Annotated in this window: 25 protein-coding genes; 7 read left to right on the plus strand and 18 right to left on the minus strand. The window is 39.3% G+C overall.

Annotated elements, in window-relative coordinates; genetic code table 11:
* Nucleotides 1-18: 18 nt before the first annotated feature.
* Together JXR92_RS13815 and asnB are read left to right on the plus strand one after the other, a co-directional pair.
* Nucleotides 19-1,377 carry a glutamate synthase subunit beta gene (locus JXR92_RS13815; protein WP_057097913.1) on the plus strand — a complete coding sequence of 453 codons (1,359 nt, stop codon included), beginning with the start codon at nucleotides 19-21 and terminating at the stop codon, nucleotides 1,375-1,377.
* Nucleotides 1,378-1,418: 41 nt separating this feature from the next.
* Nucleotides 1,419-3,146, plus strand: coding sequence for an asparagine synthase B (gene asnB / locus JXR92_RS13820; protein ID WP_117959159.1), 1,728 nt, complete (start codon nucleotides 1,419-1,421; stop codon nucleotides 3,144-3,146).
* Nucleotides 3,147-3,214: 68 nt separating this feature from the next.
* On the opposite strand, the gene JXR92_RS13825 is transcribed toward asnB, so the two are convergent.
* The 18 genes from JXR92_RS13825 to JXR92_RS13910 all read right to left on the minus strand — a co-directional run bounded on the left by JXR92_RS13825 (nucleotide 3,215) and on the right by JXR92_RS13910 (nucleotide 19,535).
* Nucleotides 3,215-3,307, minus strand: coding sequence for a smalltalk protein (locus JXR92_RS13825; RefSeq protein WP_005837261.1), 93 nt, complete (start codon nucleotides 3,305-3,307; stop codon nucleotides 3,215-3,217).
* Nucleotides 3,308-3,347: 40 nt separating this feature from the next.
* Nucleotides 3,348-3,851 carry an HU family DNA-binding protein gene (locus JXR92_RS13830; protein ID WP_005827604.1) on the minus strand — a complete coding sequence of 168 codons (504 nt, stop codon included), beginning with the start codon at nucleotides 3,849-3,851 and terminating at the stop codon, nucleotides 3,348-3,350.
* A gap of 165 nt (nucleotides 3,852-4,016) precedes the next feature.
* Entirely contained in the window at nucleotides 4,017-5,258 is a 1,242-nt protein-coding gene (locus JXR92_RS13835; protein ID WP_005827597.1) for a DegT/DnrJ/EryC1/StrS family aminotransferase, read from the minus strand.
* A 70-nt stretch (nucleotides 5,259-5,328) separates the two neighbouring features.
* Entirely contained in the window at nucleotides 5,329-5,919 is a 591-nt protein-coding gene (locus JXR92_RS13840) for a sugar transferase (RefSeq protein WP_005827596.1), read from the minus strand.
* A 14-nt stretch (nucleotides 5,920-5,933) separates the two neighbouring features.
* Entirely contained in the window at nucleotides 5,934-6,740 is an 807-nt protein-coding gene (locus tag JXR92_RS13845; RefSeq protein WP_081027380.1) for a glycosyltransferase, read from the minus strand.
* Nucleotides 6,712-7,980, minus strand: a complete 1,269-nt coding sequence (locus tag JXR92_RS13850) for a CDP-glycerol glycerophosphotransferase family protein (protein ID WP_005827594.1) — start codon at nucleotides 7,978-7,980, stop codon at nucleotides 6,712-6,714. The genes JXR92_RS13845 and JXR92_RS13850 overlap by 29 nt, the downstream gene beginning before the upstream one ends.
* A 2-nt stretch (nucleotides 7,981-7,982) precedes the next feature.
* Nucleotides 7,983-9,359 carry a bifunctional cytidylyltransferase/SDR family oxidoreductase gene (locus JXR92_RS13855; RefSeq protein WP_005827593.1) on the minus strand — a complete coding sequence of 459 codons (1,377 nt, stop codon included), beginning with the start codon at nucleotides 9,357-9,359 and terminating at the stop codon, nucleotides 7,983-7,985.
* On the minus strand, nucleotides 9,356-10,351 hold the full coding sequence (locus JXR92_RS13860; RefSeq protein ID WP_005827592.1) for a glycosyltransferase family 2 protein: 996 nt from the start codon (nucleotides 10,349-10,351) through the stop codon (nucleotides 9,356-9,358). Before JXR92_RS13860 ends, JXR92_RS13855 begins: the two co-directional genes overlap by 4 nt.
* A gap of 4 nt (nucleotides 10,352-10,355) precedes the next feature.
* Nucleotides 10,356-11,738 (minus strand): O-antigen polysaccharide polymerase Wzy family protein, encoded by a 1,383-nt coding sequence (locus JXR92_RS13865; RefSeq protein ID WP_005827591.1) that lies wholly within the window; start codon nucleotides 11,736-11,738, stop codon nucleotides 10,356-10,358.
* On the minus strand, nucleotides 11,735-12,829 hold the full coding sequence (locus tag JXR92_RS13870; protein ID WP_005827589.1) for a glycosyltransferase: 1,095 nt from the start codon (nucleotides 12,827-12,829) through the stop codon (nucleotides 11,735-11,737). The genes JXR92_RS13865 and JXR92_RS13870 overlap by 4 nt, the downstream gene beginning before the upstream one ends.
* Nucleotides 12,826-13,713 carry a glycosyltransferase family A protein gene (locus JXR92_RS13875; RefSeq protein ID WP_005827587.1) on the minus strand — a complete coding sequence of 296 codons (888 nt, stop codon included), beginning with the start codon at nucleotides 13,711-13,713 and terminating at the stop codon, nucleotides 12,826-12,828. The genes JXR92_RS13870 and JXR92_RS13875 overlap by 4 nt, the downstream gene beginning before the upstream one ends.
* Nucleotides 13,697-14,323 carry a CatB-related O-acetyltransferase gene (locus tag JXR92_RS13880; protein WP_057097879.1) on the minus strand — a complete coding sequence of 209 codons (627 nt, stop codon included), beginning with the start codon at nucleotides 14,321-14,323 and terminating at the stop codon, nucleotides 13,697-13,699. Before JXR92_RS13880 ends, JXR92_RS13875 begins: the two co-directional genes overlap by 17 nt.
* Nucleotides 14,320-15,564 (minus strand): oligosaccharide flippase family protein, encoded by a 1,245-nt coding sequence (locus JXR92_RS13885; protein ID WP_206897519.1) that lies wholly within the window; start codon nucleotides 15,562-15,564, stop codon nucleotides 14,320-14,322. Before JXR92_RS13885 ends, JXR92_RS13880 begins: the two co-directional genes overlap by 4 nt.
* A gap of 176 nt (nucleotides 15,565-15,740) precedes the next feature.
* On the minus strand, nucleotides 15,741-16,358 hold the full coding sequence (locus tag JXR92_RS13890) for an IS66 family transposase (RefSeq protein ID WP_158562836.1): 618 nt from the start codon (nucleotides 16,356-16,358) through the stop codon (nucleotides 15,741-15,743).
* 326 nt (nucleotides 16,359-16,684) lie between these two features.
* Nucleotides 16,685-16,837 carry a hypothetical protein gene (locus JXR92_RS13895; RefSeq protein WP_005827578.1) on the minus strand — a complete coding sequence of 51 codons (153 nt, stop codon included), beginning with the start codon at nucleotides 16,835-16,837 and terminating at the stop codon, nucleotides 16,685-16,687.
* Between the two features lie 10 nt (nucleotides 16,838-16,847).
* The gene (locus JXR92_RS13900) at nucleotides 16,848-18,416 is read right to left on the minus strand and encodes an ATP-binding protein (RefSeq protein ID WP_057097876.1); all 1,569 of its coding nucleotides are present in this window, start codon (nucleotides 18,414-18,416) and stop codon (nucleotides 16,848-16,850) included.
* A 73-nt stretch (nucleotides 18,417-18,489) separates the two neighbouring features.
* Complete coding sequence (locus JXR92_RS13905; RefSeq protein ID WP_057097875.1) at nucleotides 18,490-18,975, minus strand: UpxZ family transcription anti-terminator antagonist; 486 nt, start codon at nucleotides 18,973-18,975, stop codon at nucleotides 18,490-18,492.
* A 23-nt stretch (nucleotides 18,976-18,998) separates the two neighbouring features.
* A complete protein-coding gene (locus JXR92_RS13910) occupies nucleotides 18,999-19,535 on the minus strand; it encodes a UpxY family transcription antiterminator (protein ID WP_057097874.1) in 537 nt (178 codons plus the stop codon).
* 615 nt (nucleotides 19,536-20,150) lie between these two features.
* Between JXR92_RS13910 and JXR92_RS13915 the strand changes: the two genes are divergently transcribed.
* The 5 genes from JXR92_RS13915 to dapF all read left to right on the plus strand — a co-directional run bounded on the left by JXR92_RS13915 (nucleotide 20,151) and on the right by dapF (nucleotide 23,795).
* Complete coding sequence (locus JXR92_RS13915) at nucleotides 20,151-20,510, plus strand: hypothetical protein (RefSeq protein WP_057097873.1); 360 nt, start codon at nucleotides 20,151-20,153, stop codon at nucleotides 20,508-20,510.
* 180 nt (nucleotides 20,511-20,690) lie between these two features.
* Complete coding sequence (locus tag JXR92_RS13920; protein ID WP_008664384.1) at nucleotides 20,691-21,056, plus strand: SH3 beta-barrel fold-containing protein; 366 nt, start codon at nucleotides 20,691-20,693, stop codon at nucleotides 21,054-21,056.
* 25 nt (nucleotides 21,057-21,081) lie between these two features.
* Nucleotides 21,082-21,783: a Lin1244/Lin1753 domain-containing protein gene (locus tag JXR92_RS13925; RefSeq protein WP_005827562.1), complete on the plus strand. Its 702-nt coding sequence runs from the start codon at nucleotides 21,082-21,084 to the stop codon at nucleotides 21,781-21,783.
* Nucleotides 21,784-21,842: 59 nt separating this feature from the next.
* Nucleotides 21,843-22,607 carry a glycerophosphodiester phosphodiesterase family protein gene (locus JXR92_RS13930; RefSeq protein WP_005837303.1) on the plus strand — a complete coding sequence of 255 codons (765 nt, stop codon included), beginning with the start codon at nucleotides 21,843-21,845 and terminating at the stop codon, nucleotides 22,605-22,607.
* Between the two features lie 339 nt (nucleotides 22,608-22,946).
* Nucleotides 22,947-23,795, plus strand: coding sequence for a diaminopimelate epimerase (gene dapF / locus JXR92_RS13935; protein ID WP_005827555.1), 849 nt, complete (start codon nucleotides 22,947-22,949; stop codon nucleotides 23,793-23,795).

Genomic DNA, 23,795 nt, shown 5'->3' on the forward strand with positions numbered 1-23,795 from the left:
CTTTTTAATTTGTTCATCATGGGAGATCCAAAAGCATTCCTCAATATCCCCCGCCAAGAGGCGGGTTACCGTCCGATACACGAACGTATCACAGACTTCAGCCAAGTGGAACAGACACTGAACAGCCACGACCGCAAGCTCCAGGCCTCGCGCTGTATGGACTGCGGCGTACCCTTCTGCCACTGGGCATGTCCGCTGGGCAATAAAGACCCGGAATTCCAAGACGCGCTCTACCGGGGCAAATGGCGCGAAGCCTATCAAATACTGAACAGTACGAATGATTTTCCGGAATTTACGGGACGCATCTGCCCTGCCCTTTGCGAGAAGTCGTGCGTACTGAAACTCTCGTGCAACGAACCGGTCACTATCCGCGAGAACGAAGCCGCCATTGCCGAGGCTGCTTTTCGCGAGGGCTACATCACCCCCCTCCAGCCCGAACGCAACGGAAAGAGAGTAGCCGTCATCGGCGCCGGCCCTGCCGGATTGAGCGTTGCCGTACGGCTGAACGCCAAAGGTTACGAAGTTACCCTATTCGACAGCAAACCGATGCCGGGAGGACTGTTGCGTTACGGCATCCCCAACTTCAAACTGGACAAAGCCGTCATCGACCGCCGCATGAAAATCCTCAAGGCCGAAGGAATCTTGTTCAAGATGGGAGTCCATGTCGATGTGCAGAAACTGCCCGTCGGATTCGATGCCTACGCCATTTGTACCGGTACGCCCACCGCCCGCGACCTCTCCATTCCGGGCAGGGAGCTGAAAGGCATCTACTTTGCCCTCGACATGCTGGCACAGCAGAACCATATTCTGGATGGAGATACCTTCCCGAAAGACCAGCTCGTCAACGCCCGCGGCAAACGGGTACTCGTCATCGGCGGCGGCGATACCGGGTCCGACTGTATAGGCACCAGCATTCGCCAGGGAGCCGTCAGCGTAACCCAGATTGAAATTATGCCCCAACCGCCCATAGGACACAACCCGGATACTCCCTGGCCGCAATGGCCCGTCGTACTGAAAACCACCAGCAGCCACGAAGAAGGCTGTACCCGTCGATGGTCCCTCGCCTCTACCCGGTTCATCGGGAAGAATGGCAAGGTATGCGGTGTGGAAGTGGAAGAAGTGGAGTGGCTTCCGGCAACAGACGGTAACCGCCCTACCATGAAATCTACGGGTAAGAAAGAGGTCATCGAAGCCGATATGGTGCTTCTTGCCATGGGTTTCCTCAAGCCCGAGCAACCGAAGTTTGCAGAGAACGTATTCGTGGCAGGCGATGCCGCCCACGGCGCCAGCCTCGTGGTACGTGCCTTGGCCGACGGACGACGAGTGGCAACAGAAATAGATCGTTACCTCGAACCTCTAAAAGAAAACAAGAAATGATTTCCCTTTCTTTAATTTTTAACCTTTAATTTTTAATTCTCATGTGTGGAATAGCAGGAATCTTCAACATACAGTCTCAAACTCCTGAATTGAGAAACAAAGCGCTACGGATGGCGCAGAAAATCCGTCATCGCGGACCGGACTGGAGTGGTATCTACGTAGGCGGCTCCGCCATCCTCGCCCACGAACGCCTCTCCATTGTCGACCCGGAATCCGGCGGACAACCCTTATATTCACCCGACCACAAGCAGGTGCTTGCCGTCAATGGCGAGATTTACAACCATCGCGACATCCGTGCCCGCTATGCCGGAAAATACGCCTTCCAGACAGGTTCCGACTGCGAAGTCATCCTTGCCCTTTACAAAGACAAAGGCATCCGCTTCCTCGAAGAGCTGAACGGCATCTTCGCCTTCGCCCTCTATGATGAAGAAACGGACGATTACCTCATCGCTCGCGACCCCATCGGCGTAATCCCCCTTTATATAGGACGCGACAAGGATGGACACATCTACTTCGGCAGTGAGCTGAAAGCCCTTGAGGGTTTCTGCGACGAGTATGAGCCTTTCCTTCCCGGCCACTACTACCGTGGGCGCGAGGGCAAGATGCACCGCTGGTACACCCGCGACTGGATGGACTATGCCGCTGTGAAGGACAACTACACTCCTGCCGCCGAACGCAATGCCGCGCCGGCTTCGATAGGCCGGACAGCCTACAGCACACAAGTCACGGCTGTGCACGACGCCCTTGAAGCCGCCGTACAGCGCCAGTTGATGTCCGACGTCCCCTACGGTGTCCTGCTCAGTGGCGGACTCGATTCTTCCGTCATCTCTGCCATCGCCAAGAAATATGCCGCCAAACGCATCGAGACAGACAACAAGGCAGATGCCTGGTGGCCGCAGCTCCATTCCTTCGCCGTCGGCTTGAAGGGTGCTCCCGACTTGATTAAAGCCCGCGAAGTGGCCCGTCATATCGGTACCGTGCATCACGAGATAAACTATACCGTTCAGGAAGGCCTCGATGCTGTCCGCGACGTCATCTATTTCATTGAGACTTACGACATAACCACTGTCCGCGCCTCCACCCCCATGTATCTGCTGGCACGTGTCATCAAAAGCATGGGCATCAAGATGGTACTCAGCGGCGAAGGTGCGGACGAGGTGTTCGGCGGTTACCTTTACTTCCACAAGGCGCCCACACCGCAAGCCTTTCACGAAGAAACCGTGCGCAAGCTCTCCAAACTGCATCTGTACGACTGCCTCCGTGCCAACAAAAGCCTTGCAGCCTGGGGAGTGGAAGGACGTGTCCCCTTCCTCGACAAAGAATTCCTGGATGTTGCCATGCGCATCAATCCGGCAGTCAAGATGTGCCCCGGCAAGGAGATAGAAAAGAAAGTAGTCCGCGAAGCCTTTGCCGACATGCTCCCACAGAACGTTGCCTGGCGGCAGAAAGAACAGTTCTCCGACGGTGTGGGCTACAGTTGGATTGATACGCTGAAAGCCGTCACTGCCGCTGCCGTCAGCGACGAACAGATGGCACATGCCGCCGAACGCTTCCCAGTACATACCCCGCAAAACAAGGAAGAGTACTATTATCGCACCATCTTCGAAGAGCATTTCCCCAGTGAAAGCGCGGCCCGAAGCGTTCCCAGCGTGCCCAGTGTGGCATGCTCCACCGCCGAAGCGCTGGCATGGGACGTCTCTTTCCAAGGAAAGAACGACCCCAGCGGACGGGCTGTAGCGGGGGTACACGAAGAAGCATACAAGGATTAAAAAAAGAGCTGCCGACAGATTTCCTGCCAGCAGCTCTTCTCATTTTTTATTTATCAAATCCTATCGGACTAAAACATCATTGTCTGTCCACCAATCACACCTGCCACAGCACTCGCTACGGCAATAATAAGTTTCAAAATCACATTCCACGTTTTCTTCATAAAGATTATCCATTATCTGATTAATAATTCATAGCTACTGTTATCCCAGTGGATTCTCACCTTGGTCTCCATCCGAATCCGAGCCTCCTCCTTCCGAACCGGAGCCGCCATCTGTAGAAGTCTTCCCCTTAAGATAATCATCCAAACTCACCAAATCCAGCCTCTCTCCAGCGCGGGTAGCAGCCTTCGATATCTTCAGTTCCCTATTCGCCTGAAAACAGATACGGACGCTCTCCACACTCTTGGCTGTCACGTCATCAGCCTTTTCCTCACCTTTCGATTTGGCTGCCAGTATAAAAACACCCAGCCCGGCTATATTAACCGTCTTTCCTTCCAGCAACTGCTCTTTCAGCTTTTCCACAAAGTTCTGCATCGTACTCTTGATGTCACCGATAGACAGAGAAGAGCGGTCCTGCATCTTCTGTGCAATAAACGCCAAATCCACGCTTTGCCCCAATGTTACCAACTGCGGATAATACTTCTTGGGAGAGTTTTCAACCCTGGGGTCCGACGGTCTCTCCACCGTCCTGAAAATTACACTCATACTTTTTTTTCTTTAGAGATTTAAATTCGTTTTCCTATTCACACGTTTCGTTGATCAACGATGCAAAGGTGAGGATTAAAAACTATGTAGCCAAAGAAAAAAGGTGCTTGGGAGTAGTTTTTCTGAGAAAAGTGATAAAGTGCTATAAATCAACAAAAAATATTTCTACAATATACAATTCTTCATTTCATCTACTATGTATCTCACATCCTCATCCATCACATAAGGACCGCTCGGCAAGCAAAGACCACGCTTGAACAAGCCCTCACTGACACCATTCACATAGGCAGGATTAGCCGCATAAACCGGCTGGAGATGCATGGGCTTCCATAAGGGACGGCTCTCGATACCGGCTTTATCCAAACAAACACGCATGGCCTCCACATTACGGTTAGGCTCACAAGAAGTATGGGCATTCACTGACTCATGAGTAACACCCGCAGCACCACCAACGGCACCTTTCACTGTCTCACGGTAGGCATCCTCCTCACCTCTCACATGCAGATTCCCGTCAAGCAGTACCGTGTTCAGCCAATAGTTGCTGTCATAACGTCCGGAAGGATTCTCATGAAGCGTGATTCCCTCCACATCGGCCAACAGCTCACGATACAGACCGCACAGATGCTTATGGTGTGCTATGTGCTCATCCACCACCGTCATCTGGCCGCGACCGATACCCGCACAAATGTTACTCATGCGATAGTTATAGCCTATCTTCTCATGCTGATAATAAGGATAAGCCTCACGTGCCTGTGTGGCATAGAACATAACCTCCTTCTTTGCCTCCGCATCCGGACAAATCAAGGCACCGCCACCGCTGGTGGTTATCATCTTGTTGCCATTGAAAGACAGCACACCATATTTGCCAAACGTACCACAAACCCGTCCTTTGTACCTACTGCCGAAACCTTCCGCAGCATCCTCAATCACCGGAATGCCATACTTCTCCGCCACAGCCATTATTTCATCCAACTTGGCTGGCATACCATATAGATAAACCGGGACAATAGCCTTTGGTTTCTTACCAGTTTTAGCGATGCGGTCTTTGATTGCCGCTTCCAGCAGCTGCGGATCCATATTCCAGGTATCCCCTTCTGAGTCCACAAACACAGGAGTAGCACCCAGATAAGTCATAGGATGGCTCGATGCGCAAAACGTAAAACTCTGCACCATCACTTCATCACCCTGTCCCACTCCACAAGCCACCAAAGCCAAGTGTACAGCAGCCGTACCGGCAGACAAAGCCACCACATGCTTATTCTCACCTACAAAAGCCTCCAAATCCTGTTCAAAGCCGCTTACGTTCGGACCGAGTGGAACCACCCAGTTCGTATCGAAAGCTTCTTGTATGAAGCCCATCTCCTTGCCGCTCATGTGAGCGAGGCAAAGATAAATTCTCTTATCCATAAAATATATGTGATTATTCTAATGATTCGATTTCCTCACGTAGTGGGGAATAAAAAGGAAAGAAAGGATTTTATAAATCTTTCCCAAGCACTGTGTAAATGATGATTTTGATGTCATTCCAAAAAGACCAACTATCCAAATATTCAATATTTATCCGCACTTTGTCCGGAAACAAAAACTCATCATTATATTTTTGAGGTTCCTTCTGTTCTGCCAATAATTCTTCCTCGTTCCGATACTTTAAACTTGCGGGGCCGGTAATGCCGGGTTTTAAGAGAAGTATTCTCCGATGCTCCCCCTCAAGCCTATCAGCATAACCGGGAACATCGGGACGAGGGCCAACGAAACTCATGTCACCAATCAACACATTCCATAACTCCGGCAATTCATCCAATTTATATTTCCGGAGTACTGCTCCTAACGGAGTGATACGACTCTCTCCTTTTACAGAAATGGAACTTCCAGAATGGGCGACAGTCATTGAACGGAACTTATACATCGTAAACAACCGCCCATATTGTCCAACTCTTTTCTGTTTAAATATGACAGGACCTCCGGGCATCTTGATACGAATCAAAATGCTGATTATAATTAAAACCGGGAATAAAAAGATTAAACCGAAGAGTGATGCACCACGGTCAAAGAGAGATTTGATAAACATTCAATCTTGTAAAATTATCTTAAAAACTTATAAGCAAATTGAGTTACATGAGGGATAGGAATAATAAATATAACAAAACGAGCACAAGCAAATATATAATTCACATATGATAAGTTCAGTTTTCTAATAACAAGACATCTATTTTTCAAATCAGATAGACTTTTTGATAAACCATTTCTTCTTAAATAAAAATCCTTATTTACACGTACCCGTACCAACACTTCATCTATATTGGCAAACTTACATCCTGATAAAAAACCATTTAGCCAAAATATTGTATCTTCATCTTTATCCGTATCAACGGGATATAAACCTGCTTTATGAAAATAAGATTTTCTAAAAATAACACTCATATGTGCCAATGGGTTTCTTTTCCCAAAGAAACATTTCATTTCATCATGTGATAGAGGATATCTTATAACCCCTATAGATTTTTTGTTTTCATCCATTTCTTCAATATGTCCTCCACATATATCTATATTTTTATGATTGTTCATATAGATTATTTGTTTTTCAAATCTATTTGAAAGACAAATATCATCAGCATCCATACGGAGAACGTAATCATACCCTTTAGATAGTACAATAGTTAACAACTCATTCAATGAATATGCCAACCCATAATTTTCATCTCTACCATAAACATGAAACCGACTATCATTTAACTCCATGAAGAAGTGTTCTATACCACTTTCAACAACTCCATCATATTGAACATAAACATGAAAATCCTTAAATGTTTGTTTTAGCAAACTGTCAACACATTGTGCTACATATATCAATTTATCATTTTTATAAATCGACATTATTACTGCTACCATTATTTATAATATAACGAGTTAATACCTTACATGAATTTTGCATCGGAATATCTCCCCAAAATATTTTTTTTATTCTGTTTTGTTCAGTAGTCAAACTATTACCATAATTCCAATCAGATAATATTTCCATTAATGAATCAAAACTATAGGCTCGAACACCTGGAGTATAATCATCAAAATCAAAAGCCAAATCCCTACATTGACAAATATATTTTTCATAATCAAAAGGGAATAAAACAATACCTTTATCCAATAACAAATAATCGTAAAAAATAGAAGAATAGTCTGTTATTAGTAAATCCGTAAATGGTAATATTGGATAAACATCTACATCCTTATCTAAGAAACGAATGTTAGAAAATATACTTGAAACATTAGATACTACAGTGGCAGGATGTAACTTAAATAAAAAAAGTTCATCACGTTTCTCCAAAAAATCATTCAATAAATCCAAATTAATACCTGAGGCTAACATAAAATCAGATTGGTCATCTCTGAAAGTTGGCATATAAATAATAGTATGGGAAAATTCTTGTATATCCTTTATCAGCCTATTAACTCCTTGCGGTTCATATTCTTCTACATATTTCTTTATTAAATTTGCATTTAAAAAGAATAACTCACATCTAGGATATCCCAAATTAAGACATTTACGTATATCTATTTGAAAGCATTTAGAAAAATGCATTGACATAAACACTGAAGTAGAAAGGAATAAATCAGGCTTACGAAATAAATAAGGAAATAAAATACGATTAAATATATTTTTTACATATATCTTAGAATCAATGCCAACAGTTGTTGCAAACTCAATTTTTTTTATTCCAACACCGTGCCATAGATTTACAGCAAAGCATCCTCCCGAAGTCCAATAATTAATATCTGATAAATGAGAAGAAAAAATATAATAGTAGGATGTCAAACAATGATATAGCCCATATAAACTCCATCTATAATATGCATTAATACCTTTTTCTCTTAATAACAATATTTCCGATTTATTAGAAGATATCCAAATAGGAATTACTGTTTTCTCATATTTATATAAATATCTATATAAATATTTCACATTGTCCGTAAAACCCACTTTATATCCCAAAACCCATTTTCTCTTACTTCTTGGAATTAAGTATGAAAGTAACAATAATGGATATCCTAGAAATAAGGAAATTAAACGATATATTATATCAGTATAATTTCTATTACTAAATACCCATTTTATAAAATGAAGATTATTCATAGTCAGTCTGTTTTACGTCTGACATCTATAACTTGTCCCGTCAATCCAGAAAGTAATGTCATTATTGAAGTTTCTGCAACAAATTGGGGACTTAATAAACTATTTTCCGGTTCTATACCAAAGTTTTGGATACGCATAGGTGTTTTAGTTCTTTCCGGATTAATACAATTAATCTTTATATTATAACTTTTCCATTCTTCAGATAAAGCCTGAACTAAATTCACAATTGCAGCTTTTGAAGATGAATATAGGCTATACATCGCTCTGCCTCGTGTATATGAACTGGAAGTAAATAGTAATAAACCTCCATGAGACTTCGCTAAATATGAGAATGATTCCTTCGCTACATTTATCGCTCCCAAATAATTTACACGTATTAAATTTAAAATATCATCATATTTCATTGTCATCAAAGGAATTTTCAATAATATACCTGCTGTATTTATAACGAAATCAATCTTTTTCTCAATCAGATATACTTTTTCCAAAGCTTCTTTTACTAATGATGCATCAGCAACATCTGTTCCAGTCTCACTTCGACTAAACGAATAAACCTTAGCTTTCAATCCGGTACACAGTTCTGCAATACTATGTCCTATACCATAACTTCCCCCAAAAATGACTATAACTTTATGCTCTAATGCGGTTTCTTGTCCATATAAAGAAACATCACTTACAGATTTTAATTGAAAAAGCTTATCCAACAAAAACAAATCTTCTTTATGCGTTAACTTCATATTAAATTTCTCTCCCGGTACAACTCCTATTGGTATATCAGGCATATATTTTAAAACAACCCCACAATCATCGGTTGTTTTAAAATTAGGATCTACCAATGCACGTTTATATGCTTCCCTAATAACGGATAATTTAAATGCTTGTGGGGTCTGTCCATTGTATAAAAATTGTCGGTTAGGAATATCCTCTATTTCATGCGTATTCAGATTCATTTTGATAATGGTATCTGTTGCAGGAATTGCAACATCAACAGCTCCATACTTACCCAACATAGTAATACAATCTGATATTATTCTTTTAGTAACTAAGGGACGTACACTATCATGAAATATTAAATTAATATCATTCTCTGTAGAAGCATAGGCATTTATAGCTGACAAACTTGAATAATAACGTTCACTTCCTCCTTGTAGAATTCGTCCTACTTTCTTAAAATTATTAATGCAACACAATTCCTCCACTTTTTCAAGATAATTAGGGTGTACCACAATTGCAATTTCATCAATAAGCGGATGGTTATCAAATACAGAAATGGTATGTTCTAAAACTGTTTTTCCCGAAACTTTAAAAAATTGTTTAGGCATTGTCCCTCCCATACGAGTTCCGACACCACCTGCTAAAATTACAGCAACATTTCTCATGCTAATTTCTTTATTCTAACTAATAATCCAATTAAAAAATAGTAAACATAAAACATTCTTACCTGTAACCAAGACAAAATCCTCCTCTTAAACCCTATTACATGGCAAGTACTACAATATAATAAAACTGATTTGTACCTGGAGTCTTGAGTTATAATTCGAGTTATTGAAATAGCTTTCTTATTGAATATGGCTATTCGAGGATATTTATAACTCACTGCATTAGAAACCCAATCATAAATAATCCAATAAAAAACATCTTTAATAACTGGATATTTATATTTTTCATATATCACAAATAATTCATTAACAGTAAACAAAATATCCAAATCCTTTTCTTTTATAGTATTAATAATACTATCGTTACGTCCTATATAATAATTATATAACAATTCATTTAACACATAAACTCGTGCCCCTTGTATCATACATTGGAAATTGAACAACAAATCTTCATAAACAATTCCCGATTTAAAGTTCAACCCTCTTTGTCGTAAAAATGATAATTTATATAATCTGTTACAGGCTGATGCGCTAAAGCGATTATTCAGCTTAGCCTGGACCAAATATTCCTTACCATCTAACAGATTATTTCCCCAATACGCAGGATCTCTAACTTTTTCTATGCAATCCTTTATCAAATATCGACCAAAAACCACTATATCAACCTCAAATCTCTCTATTACTTGCGATAACTCATAACATGTATTAGGCTCTATAGAATCATCACTATCTAAAAATAAAACATATTCTCCTGATGCTATATTTAATCCTGTATTACGAGCTTCACTTAAACCTTTATTTTTCTGATATATATATTTAATTCTTTCATCAAATAAATAACTTTTTATGATATTATCACTATTATCCGTCGAACCATCGTTTACCAATATAATTTCAATGTCCTGAAAAGACTGTTTCATGACACTATCTAAACATCTGTTCAAATATTTTTCAACATTATATATAGGAATGATAATTGAAATAAGCATAAAACTAAATGAATTTTATTTTAAGTTTCGGAACATATAGAATTAAACTATAAAAAAATAAGAATATCAAAATATTTATCAATGAAGGGAAAAATGAAGCACGAGGCATATACACTATATTAGGAACTAATATAAAAGCCAAAAACATGATAACACGAGTATTACGAACACTTTTCTCAAAATAACGAATAATATATCCAGCTAAAAAACTCATTAGTAGAAATCCGATTAATCCCAAATCCCAAAACTCTCCGAGAAAACTAGAACCAACTCCCTCTCCCCCCAAGTATGCATCCGGTGCTAAAAAATAAGTCAATCGATGTCCTAAACTATTAGTTTGCTCCACAAATTCCATAGATTGACCTTCAAAAGTTGATGTTAAGGATAAAGGATACAAAATATATGGTAATCCAGTATTTACAAATGTTGATTTATAAAATATCATATATGCAAATACTAATAACGAAACCCCTTGTTGAGAAAAAAACATCATAAATAAATCAGAATCATAACCAGTATCAACGTCCCCCCTCCGGAACTCCAATAATACTTGTGACAGAATAATACACACGATTGAAATCAATAATAATTTGCCTATTTTTTGTTTTTGTTGTTCAGAATAAAATGAATAATAATACCATAATAAAAATATAATAGGTAAAAATAGTTTAGAACGTCCACCCTTTAAAACATCTGCAATTCTTAAAGCAAAGAAAATTGACGATATGATAAAGAACTTCTTTTTAGAAGGTTTCGATGCTAAAAATAAGCAATATGAAAATTCAAAAATAGATATTGCTCCCGTCGTCCATATTGGATATTTCAAATTTGCAATAGTTCCATCATATACAGCTAAATATCCATGCTCCAACACAGCTTTAAACTGAATCAAATATTTAATAAAAGTACCTGGAACGGAGAATAGAAATAAGAAAGTAGATATTTTATCTAGATACCTCGAATATTCAAAATTTATCTTTCTATAAGACAAATATTTTCTACCCATCAAGCATCCAAGATGCATAAATAGCAATGAAAATGTTAACAATATTAATATTTGAAACTGTACGTTTATAGGGAAAATGAAATCATTATATTTATCTGCCCATGTCCAATTAAACAAACCATAAATATCCAAGAATATACGCGAATAAATAAACACACATAGCATATATAGAAAAAGAACATACAAATTGAATGTTCCACTTTCATGTATCGCAGAAAAAAGTGACCACAAAAAAATGAGTAACAATTCATATTGTAGTATATTAATTGTTACATCATTATATCCAAATCCAATACAAAATAAAAATTGGAGAAAATAGCAAATAATAATAAAAATCTGTATTACTTGAAAAATGGAATATTTCCACGTAAAACTTATCATCTAAATAAAGTATTAACTTTACATATTTGCTGATTCAAATCAAAATCAGATAATCTATGCCTTAATTTAGTGGATATCAACAAAGAATGTTCTGACGCTTTACAAATTGCTTCCGAAAAAGAATTTATATCCAATGAAGCCACATATCCAAACTCTCCATTACACAATACTTCTTCAGCACCTACACAAGGAGAGGAAACAATATTTCTTTCTAAAATTAAAGCTTCTATTATTACAGTCGGTAATCCTTCATATAGGGAAGATAAAACAAATACGTCACAGGATTTTATTAAAGGATATGGATTTTCTTTAAACCCTAAAAAATGTACATAATCTTGCAATCCCATATCATCTCTCAGTTTTTCCAACTCAACTTGTAAAGGCCCCACACCTAAAATCCATAATGTAAAATTTCCCTTGTTCAACAATAAAGGCATACACTCAATCAAAAATCGATGATTTTTACCTTTGTCAATCCTACCTACAGCCAATAAATTTATTCTATCCCGACTAAATGGTACATTAATATGTACATTTGATTTTTGTATAATATCAGAAATATCAATAGGATTATATAAAACAATCGATTTATTTTTGACAGCAGGGCATAAATTTATCAATGTCTTTTGACAAGCTTTAGAAACACATACTATTTGATTTAAAGAAGGAAGGTCACGAAAATATCTCCGCTTATTAGTTGTTTTACAGTAGGTATGCTTTATTAAATCTGTATGTAGCCAAGCCACTCTTTGCGCAGTAGCAGGAGCTTTAAATAAAATTCTGGTAGCAGTATCCTCTCTAAAAGCAATATAACAATCGTATAGTTTCCTTATATGAAAGATATAGAACAAGCTAGGAAACGTTAGTAAAATACGTCTCTTAATTTTATTTATTAGCAGATTTGAATCCCCCAAAGCAGAATATAAACATATATTCCGAGGAACACTATCAAGATAAACACCCTCTCTATTTATTAAAAAAAGATCTACATTATATTTTTTTGCATCAAGATGTTGAAGTATTGTTATCAATATCCTTTCTGCTCCACCACCTTTCAAATTATCTATAATGAATAAAAGATTTTTTTTCATGACCTACTTTTATCTTTAATATATAATAAAATTCCTAAGAAACAGGCTATTATAAAAGTCCATCTTCTATTTATAGCTTCTTTATATATATTCCTAAAACTTTTTCCTGCAAATAGACTATAACGCACATAACTTGCAGCATTAATAACATAGTTAGTAAATGATAAATTAAAATAATTCCTCTCATTTATATACAGAGCATAACCATTAGGATTTCTTAAACACAGATGTCTGTATTTGCTAGACAGACCATCTCTTTGATAATCTTTTATTTCTAAACTTCGCTTAATACAACATATTTTATATCGCAAAGAAATTCTATTTAAAACCAATGCTTCTGTTACAAAGAATTCATTCTCAAATTCAGGGAATGGATATTCTTTCAAAATACGAGTATAATAAATTAACCCTTTATCTCCTTTTACTGACAATGAATTGTAAAGGTTATAATGTGAAACAACCAACTCGTCTACAGGTAGCGAAGTTCCTATTAGATTTCCATGTAAATCTAAAGAATTACATGAAAATCCTGCTATCCAAGGATTATCCTTATGTATCAAATGATATGAATAAATTATTTCTAGTGCAGTTTCAATATAATAATCGTCAGAATCTAAACAAATAAAGATTTCCCCTTTAGCTATCTGCACTGCTCTATTAAATGCACGATGCTTTCCCCCATTCTCCTGCTTCAAATATACAATGGAAATTTTATTTGTATTTATCCATTTCTGAACTATTTCTTCTGTATTATCTGTGGAACCATCATCCACAATAATCCATTCAAAACTACGTAATGTTTGTTTACACAAATATTCATAGGTACGTCCTATAGTATTCGCTCTATTGTAAGTCGGAGTAAATACACTAAAGAGAAATTCCATATTTTTCCATTAAACAATTAACATCTGAAAAAAGTAAACTATTACTTCTTATCCATTCCTCATCCATATTCCACCACTTTAATTTTAACAAAAAATCTATTTGATTCTGCTCAAAGCGCATTCTAATACATTTAGCCGGTACTCCACCATAAATTGAATAAGGCGGTATATCTTTAGTTACAATAGAATTTGCTCCTATTACTGCACCATCACCAATTGTAACTCCATTTACAATAGTCACATTAGCACCAATCCATACATCATTTCCAATAGTAACTATAGCAAACTGGTCATACCTATCTTCTAAAAGGAACTTTCCTTTTAAAAATAACCTCGGAGAAGTCGTAACGTTCTTTTCTACTGGATGATTACCCAAGCCAGCTACGACATTAGGACCTATTGAACAAAACTTTCCTATATGGCAACAATGTATAATAGAGTTATAATTTACATATGAATAATCTCCAATAATAGAATTACTGAAAATAACGCGAGCTGAAAAAGAACAATCACAGCCTATAACAGTATTTCCTAATAATTGTACATCTCGTCCTATATTGACAGTCCTTCTCCTAAAGAGTCTCATAAACCGATTTATGAAATTCATCATATTATACCATATTTTATACAATAATACCATCTCTGTAAAGTTTCAAAGAAAACAGATATTACCAATGATATAGATAAAGTATATATATTTAAACAATCAATAATTCCCAAAAACATTATTACGAACAAATACACGAACATACTATAAAACATATTGACAATAACATCTTTTACATGATTGTGACTTATTAATATAACAGTTCCAAGAAAATAACTTAAATGGCGATATATAAACAGAGTTCCCAACATCCAATACACAGGAATTGCCATTAGCATATCATTATTAAAAAATAAAAGAATAAATGATTTCAAAGAACATCCAACAATAAAATATAATAAAACTCCTATTACAGTAGTATATATTAAAAGTTTACGGGCAAATATTTTATTAGCATTTTTATTATAATATGGAAATACAACATTACTTATTGTATAAAATATAGTAGATAATACATTTACTATTTTTTCTACAAAATCATAATAAGCAACTTCTCCCATTCCCAAAACGCTACCAATAACTATAGTATTAGTCCTATCTTTCACTATACCTGTTATTGACGTTAAGAGAAGTTTGGTTGAATCTTTTGTATGATAAAATATAGTCGCTAAAGACTGCCATCTAAACTTAATTTTAAATTTATATATTAGTATATATATGGCTATAAGAGATGTAATAATAGCTCCAATGCCATTTATAAGTGGAACCAATAAATAATCTTGCGGTGTAGTGACCCATATAAATATCAATAGAATAAACACTACACGTCCTATGAAAGAAAAAATTGCAATATATTTCATTTTTTCTATACCTTGAAAAAACCATATAGGAAATAAACATTCATAAATACATTGCCACATTGAAAAAATATATAATAATTTATATTCTCGAATTTCAGGAAAAAGAAATATTAAAAATAAGAATCCAAATACTATAATTAAAAGCAAGGTTTTTACAATATATACCACACTAACTATTTCGTTTATCTTCTTTGAATCTTCTCTATTAATGCTAATATATTTCGTAGCTGAGATATTAAATCCCCAGTTTACAAATATTGCTAAATAACTAACTATTGCCTGAGAATATATGATTACACCATATAAATTTTTTCCTAAAGTATTAATTAAATAAGGATATGTAACAAGTGGTATCAATAAATTACATATCTGTAATAAAGTTAGATAGCCAAAATTTTCAATTAAGGTTTTATACCTATATATATAGTCAGATATATTTTTCACTTTGCAAATTAACATCATCGTAAGCACTCAATCACTTTGGACTCTTCTGAAAATAAGTAAGCAGTCATTTTAGACCTGAAAAGGTTTAAAAGTAAGCACTCAATACCTTTTTCCCTACTGAAAATCAGCGAGAAAGGGAATTGGTCTTATTATATTTGACTTCGATTTAACTTAATTCAAACCGAAATGCCTGATGGAATCAGCATTTCGTAGTTCTTGTTTCCTGACAATAGTTCACGGAATACATGTATAAGATATCCCTTGATATCCGAGAGGTACATCTTGGCCGTTTCGATAATGGTATAGAAAGTCATTGCCACATTGACACCCTCCTCACTGCTGAAGTGAAGAGAATTATTTCGCGATACGGCAAAGGGACGTATCGCACGTTCCGCCACCATGTTGTCTATCGTGTAGTCGCCCCAGTGGCGATATTTAAGCAGGTCATCCCAGCCGTTCAACATATAAGCCAAAGCTGTCTCCATCATTTTACCGTAGTGACAGCGTTTATCCTGCTGAAGTTCCAATACCTGTTTCCTCAAGCCTTTCAATATCTCACTGACATCGGATTTATTTCTTCTTTTCCTTATCTCCCCGAGAGTGAGCCGACGCATCAAACATTCAGCCTCTATCAGATACAACCGCCCAATTTGTTCCACAAACCATGCCGCCTCTTCGTCTTTGGCGATGTCTGCAGCAAGTTTGAACTTTGCCCGGACATGAGAGATGAACTTGGAAACTCCCTCCTTTTGATAGCGTTTCCATAAATTCTTGAAATCCGTGCTGCTTGCCATAAGCATTCGTTTTATCTTTATGGCACAAAAATCTAGCATACGGGGCGGTAAAGCAAATAAACAATTGAGTGCTTACCGTCCATATGGGTAAGCAATAATACGTTATTTTTTGAATCCGGCACCAACTCTCCCTATCCAAAAAGCGATGCAACGCCATCCGCATCCGGATTTCCTTTACCGAAGGTATCAGCTGGCCGGCATTTATATAATTCATAAACTGAGGGACGAGGTCCGAAAGGGAATCTCGTACAGAGTCAGGCATCAGCATGTGCCATTCACCTTTAACATCATCCTCATATGTCAGCACAAGACCGAACTTCTAGAGTTTATAGGGAGTTTTGCGTATTGCGTACCACGTATGCATTGGCACCGACCGTGACAAACTCCTCAAGCAACTGATGTTCCGCCTTGCAAAGAGAATTGCAGATGGCAGCAAGGCTGATATTAGAACCGTATTCCTTATTTTTGATGGTAACCATATTTCCAATTTTAGAAAACAAAATCTTCCACAATATACCTGTCTACATTACGCCTTTCCTTGCTGAAATTCACCCCCACTTTGACAAGACGCCTCCCGTCCAACCTATAAGGAATCAGATACCCTTTTTCATCAATCTGCCGTAAAGCCTCCTCGGCACTGCCGTTCAGTTTAAACTCAAAAACATAAATGGTATCTTTCGTCTTCACCACGGCATCGGCACGACCGTGGGCACTACGGATTTCCGTCTCAACAAATTGTCCCATCAAAGTGAAAACCACATAAAAGACAGCCTGGTAGTGACGTTCCGTATTATCGCTCAAATCGTATGGCATACCGGCAAAAAACACCCGGAGACGTTCCATGAAAGCATCCACATCACCGGAACGGAGTTCACGCATAAACTTGGCTATGTGGAAACCGGTTTCATCATCGGTCACTTCCGTATAATAAGGTACCAGAAAATTCAAGAAACCATAGCGTACCTCATCATTGGGAAAACCCAAAGTGTACAATAAAACATCCCTGTCGTAGTCTTTGATGGTCAGATAACCACTCTGGTAAATCATGGGAAGCGGGTTCTTTACTTCTGCACGATACTCAAAAAAAGCAGAAGCCGTCACTTCAACTCCCTCAATCAAAAGGCGCAAATCATAATCACTCTTTTTCAACAAGTTAGCCAAGTAGGTAGGAGTACCGGTCTGAAACCAGAAATTATCCAAAATCTTCGACTTGCATGCATTCAACACACTGAAAGGATTAAAAACCCCTTCACAATGAGGGTAAAAATGATAACCGTCATACAGCTTCGTCATCCGCTCCAAAGTTGTATCGAAGTCCATCCCATTGGAAACACCCAAACGTTCTATCTCCGGAGTAAACGTTGTGAGCAGTTCTTCCTTAGTAATACCACATAAAGAAGAATAGTCGGGCCATGTACTGATGTCCTGCAACTGATTTAAATCACTGAACACGCTAATCTGCGCAAACTTCGTCACACCCGTCAAAAAAACAAAGCGGAGATAACGGTCGGCACTTTTCAGTACCCCATAAAAGGCTTTCAATATCCGACGATACTCTTCCGTTAACTTTTCATCCGAAAGAGCTTGAAGCAAAGGCTTATCGTATTCATCAATCAACACTACCACTTGCTTACCCGTCTGGGCATACGCCTGCTCTATCACATAGGCAAAACGCTCTTCGGGACTACGCTCCTGCTTTTCCGCACCATATTTCAATTCCCACTTTTCCAGATATTGATTAAGCATGGCTACCAAATCTCCGGCTGTTTCATATTTACGTGCATTCAAGTCCAGATGCAATACAGGGTATTCCTCCCACCGGGTTTCCTGTTTTTCGATGGCAAGCCCGTGAAACAAATCTTTACGTCCTTGAAAGTAAGCTTCGAAGGTAGATATAAGCAAACTCTTACCGAAACGGCGAGGACGGCTCAAAAAATAGGGAGTGGAATTGGATGCTATCTTATAGACCATTGCTGTTTTGTCTACATAAAGATAATTTTCTTCACGCAGCTTTTCAAAAGTCTGTATACCAATTGGCAGTTTACGCATCTGTTCCATCTTATTTCTCTTTTTTAGAAGCTATATGCAAATATACGTTTTTTCTTCAAAGAGAAATCCTATTTATACATTTTTATTCCATTTCCTCCCATGGATAAGGATTATCCACCACATTCTGAAACTCGTCAACTGCTTCCTGCTGCTCGGCAGTCAGTGATGCAACACTCCAAGAAGCAATGATAGAACGGCCTTCGTCGGCCAAAGGCTCATCGAAAACCTCTCCATAACAAGCCGTAAGCAAGCGGAGTTTCAGCAAAGAGGAAGGAAGGGAATCAAGGGTATCCCAGCAACGCCTCAATACCTCCTGCACATGCTGTAGTTTTTCACCATGGTCAATGAACGAGGCACTATACCCCTTCAAGAGAGCAAGACAGACATTTGCCTGCTCCTCCACCGTGGTGCCCCAGGTGCCGGAATTATACAAAGTTGTGGTCAAGCGATAGACTTCGCTGTTACGACGAGACAAATCATCGCTATAGATAGGACTACCGTCCATACCCAAATACATCAGATCGTGCGCGGCACGCTGAAGGAGGAGTGCTTCTTCTAAAAGAGACATGAGTAGTAATTATAAATTAAAGACTAGCGGATTACTTCAATGAGGTCTGGATGGATGGTCGCCATGGCAACGGCAATGATACCTTGTATAGCAATCACTACGCGACGATCACGGGCACCTTTTACTTTTAGAAAAACACCTTCTTGACCCTCGAAGTCGCCACCGGTGATACGGACTTTCGTACCTTTGGAGAGATTCAGTTCTTCGGGTTGGAAATAGAGAAGATGGTCATTGTAGGTACCGGCGACGGCTATGAAACGCTGCATATCATGGTCGGGAATGACTATTTTCCGACCGCTACGGGTATCGGTGATATATTGCAAATAAGTAATTTGAGATTTAAATCGCTGTACTTCGGAAGGACGTGCATGGACAAAAACCAGGTTACGGATGACGGGAACCAAAGCACGGACTTTCCTGCCCCTACGGATACTTATCTTATATTGCATGGGAATGAAACAGCCAAGATTTGCCTTTTCGAGAAGATGCATAGCCTCAAGCTCCCTGCGGTATGTGGCACGCATGGCAAACCAAACTTCGGTCTCTTTATCCATTTCTATTCTTGCTAATTTTACTTAGAAAAAGGTATTCCTTGGGGGCTTTGAACTACTATTACAGAACTGTAGTTCAATCACTTGCGAGCATTTTATGGGAAGTTTGACAAGCACTATGCTCTTCTTGTCAACAGATTCTCTGCGGTTGTTCATTACCTTTTGGTAAGAGACTATAAACGAACGTATTAGAAACAAAAAAGCGTTTTTTAATCGTACGTTTAAAAAACACCTATTTCGAACTTATACAAGACATACTCAAAGAGCTAAAAATAAGAAGATTTTAACTGATTACATATATTGCATATACTACTGAAATTCAATGCAATATACTTATCATTATTTATTATTAGGAACATTTTTCTATCAAACATTTTGCCATTACAAAAAACGTCTCTATCTTTGCGTTCATTAAACGTACGTTTTTAAAACAGCATATCATCTTATATATCAACCATTTACAACTCACCCTTCACATTTCCCTCCAAAATCCCCTTATTTCTCCCTCACTTTTTATACTTTCGCATTTTTTAACCAGAATAAAAAACAGTTAAACGAACGAAGAATTACACAAATGAAAGAACTCAAAAAAAGAAGCATCTCAACAGTAACGAACAGAGAAGCATGTCGTATCAATCTGATACACAGAAAATAAAAGTAACAAAAGTCAAAGAGCACTGCTCCATAGTGAACGAAAATCTATTGTCAGAACGGGTTTACTACGGAGACCAGACCCATGTTTATGTAGGTTACTTAAGAGCCTTTAAATCAGGCTATTTTGAAGGAACAAATATCAAGAAAATTACAGATATAGCCAAACTATTCGTTGCTTCCGAAAACTTCACAAAGAGAACCAGAGGAGAGCAAAAGCCTTTGACTTACAGTACGATAATCACCGAATTGGAGAAGGTATGGGCCATCATAAAACAGGAAGACACCACACTGATTGACCCATACGGATATGATGTAAGGATAAATCACTGATAGTTCAGTACCTGGAAAGGCAGTAATTTTGCCGCCGTCAGCAACCGGACAGAAGGGCTACACCTTTCTTGTCGGATGGTGTAGCCTCAACAAGGCAAGGGCGTAGCCATCCGTACTGAAAGGAGTAGCCCTTTTTCATTGCTGATTATCATACATTTACTAACCCTAAAAACATAAAAAATGGGAAAAGAAAAAACTGAATTTGAGGAGAAATTTGTATCCAAAACAGAAAAAGCAAAAAAGCTATGGGAAAAACGGATTACGGAAAACACGACATTGAGCATGGAGTCTGTACAATGGATGGCACAACGCATAAATTCCCTATTGGAATACATGCGATACGGATATGCATTGATAGCCTACCGAAAGCAGGACGGCAGCTTCTACATGGGAAGAGGAACCCTTGTTTCCTACGAAAGCGACTTCAAAAAGAAACATGACATGACAAGCATTAAAGCTCACGTAGCCTATTGGGACGCGGAACAACAAGGCTGGCGGACTTTTCTGATTGAGAACTTTATGGAATGGAGACCGATAGTAAACTAACAAAAAAACACCAATATCAAAAGCTATGGAGGCTTATTTACTACATGATGCCAATGCCGGCAGCAACCTAAAATTAATGATTATGATACAAGAAGAAGGTATGAAAGGATATGGCATTTACTGGACAGTGCTCGAATTCCTCAGATTGCAGAACGAATATAAAGCCAGCCTGAAAGTGATTCCCATACTGGCACAAAAAGCAAGGGTGACAACTGCCACACTGAAGCGAATCATCTATGACTATGCGCTGTTCGAGGTGAACGAGACAAGCTTCTCATCCCCCGGACTAAGCCGCCGCATGGAGCCATGGGACGCCCAACAAGAAGCTAAAAAGGAAGCCGGACGTCGCGGTGGACTGGTTAACCAGCAGAGAATCAGGGATGCCAAGACAAGCAGCGCTTTAGCAAATAAACTAAATAAAGAGAATAAAGAAAACCCCTCTCTATCTCCCCAAGGGGAGACGGGAAGAAGGAAGGAGGAGATTCTTCTGACTCCACCGGAGTACACGCTCAACAGACAGACGCATAATTACCAAGGCCTAATGGAAGAACTGGCAAGGCAGAAAGTAACCGACATACACGATTTGAATGCCATCCTGAGACTGACGGATTTTGGAAAACTGGGAGGGAAAATCTGGAAAATCCTATACGAGTTGAACAGCTCACCCCAACTGAAAGCCCGTATCGTGATGCCTGGAAAGTACATACTGAAATTACTCAGAGGTTAGATTTAATAAAAGAAATATAATACTTATCTTTGTGTCCATAACAAAACACCCTAATCATTATGAATCTGAAAAAACTATTTTTTGCTTCCGCCCTGCTCTTTGCTGCATGCGGCACTATCCAGGCCCAGGAAGTCATTGCCCACCGTGGTTTCTGGACTACGGACGGCTCGGCCCAGAACTCCCTTGCCGCACTTGTAAAGGCTGATTCTATCCACTGCTACGGCTCCGAGTTCGACGTTTGGCTCACCACAGACAATCAGCTGGTTGTCAATCATGACGCCACCTTTAAAGGCGTGACTATGCAAGATGCCACAGCCAAGGTATGCACCGCCGTACAACTGGACAACGGCGAACAACTCCCTACCCTGCAACAGTATCTGGACAAGGCAAAAAGCCTGAAAACCCGCCTTATCCTCGAACTGAAAGCCCACAAGACCCCCGAACAGGAAACACGAGCCGTAGAGGGTATCGTAAAAATGATAAAGGACAAAGGACTGGAGGACCGTACGGAATATATCACCTTCTCCCAACATGCCACCAAGGAGTTTATCCGTCTGGCACCCAAAGGCACCCCCGTCTACTACCTGACCGGTGACCTTACCCCCAAGGAGTTGAAAGCATGGGGTTGTGCCGGTCCCGACTATCACTTCAGTGTCTTCCAAAAACATCCTGAATGGATAAAGGAATGCCACGACCTCGGCATGAAAGTAAACGCCTGGACCGTAAACGAAGCCAAAGACATGGAATGGCTCATCAGCCAAGGAGTAGATTTCATTACAACCAATGAGCCGGTAGTGCTGGAAGAAATTTTAAAGAAAAAATAGCCGCTCCTTATACATTTAGAAACAAAAACCAAACAAACCGCTTCATTATGTCCGCAATGGAGCGGTTTATTGTTTTCAAAAAGATAGCAATTAGCCCTATAAAAAATCTTTTTTCTTATTTTGAATCAAACTAAACTTTCACATGGATTACAATTTATATAAAAACAAAGCCATATGCTTTTAAATTGAAAGCCTGACAGTAGATATTCTCATTGAATGAAAGTTTCGCTAAAAATAATAGAAAATAGATATGCCTTACAGTTAATTATAAAACAAAACGTCGTATATTTGCATCGAAATAAAACAAAAGGATATATTAACCAACCGATAAAGGACAAAATGACAAGAGCTATAAAATTCACCAAGATGCACGGTGCCGGAAACGACTACATTTATGTAGATACGACCCAATATCCTATCAGCCATCCGGAAGAACTTGCGAGGGCATGGAGTGCACCGCATACGGGAATTGGAAGTGACGGTCTGGTACTTATCGGTTCTTCGGACAAGGCCGATTTCAGCATGCGGATATTCAATGCCGACGGCTCGGAGGCCCGGATGTGCGGCAATGCAAGCCGCTGCATCGGAAAATATCTTTTTGACTACGGACTGACCTCCAAAACAGAAATCGCACTCGATACACTGTCAGGTATAAGGATGCTAAACCTGCACTTGGCAGACGGAAAGGTCAACTCTGTAACCGTAGACATGGGCATACCTGCCGACGAACCGGCAGACTACGACGGCAAAGGAGCCAAACCGATGAAAGAACAGCCCATCGAAGTGGACGGAGAACGATATGTAGGGACCACCGTATCCATGGGAAACCCGCATCTGGTAATCTTTGTCAATGATATTGAAGCCATCGACCTTACAGTCATCGGTCCCAAACTGGAGAATCACCCTCTCTTCCCCGGACGCATCAATGTAGAATTTGCCCAGATATTGGGAGAAGGAAAAATAAGGATGCGTGTCTGGGAACGAGGCTCGGGCATCACCCAAGCCTGCGGAACCGGAGCTTGTGCCACCGCCGTGGCAGCCTTCCTCACCGGACGCGCAGGAAGGGAATCCATCATCATCATGGACGGAGGCTCACTCACCATCCGATGGGACATCGCCACCAGGCATGTACTGATGACGGGAGAAGCCACCAAAGTATTCGACGGCAAAATTGAATTAATTGACTAA

Origin of the sequence: Bacteroides parvus (assembly GCF_017309675.2) — a bacterium.
In the GTDB taxonomy this organism is placed as follows: domain Bacteria; phylum Bacteroidota; class Bacteroidia; order Bacteroidales; family Bacteroidaceae; genus Bacteroides; species Bacteroides uniformis.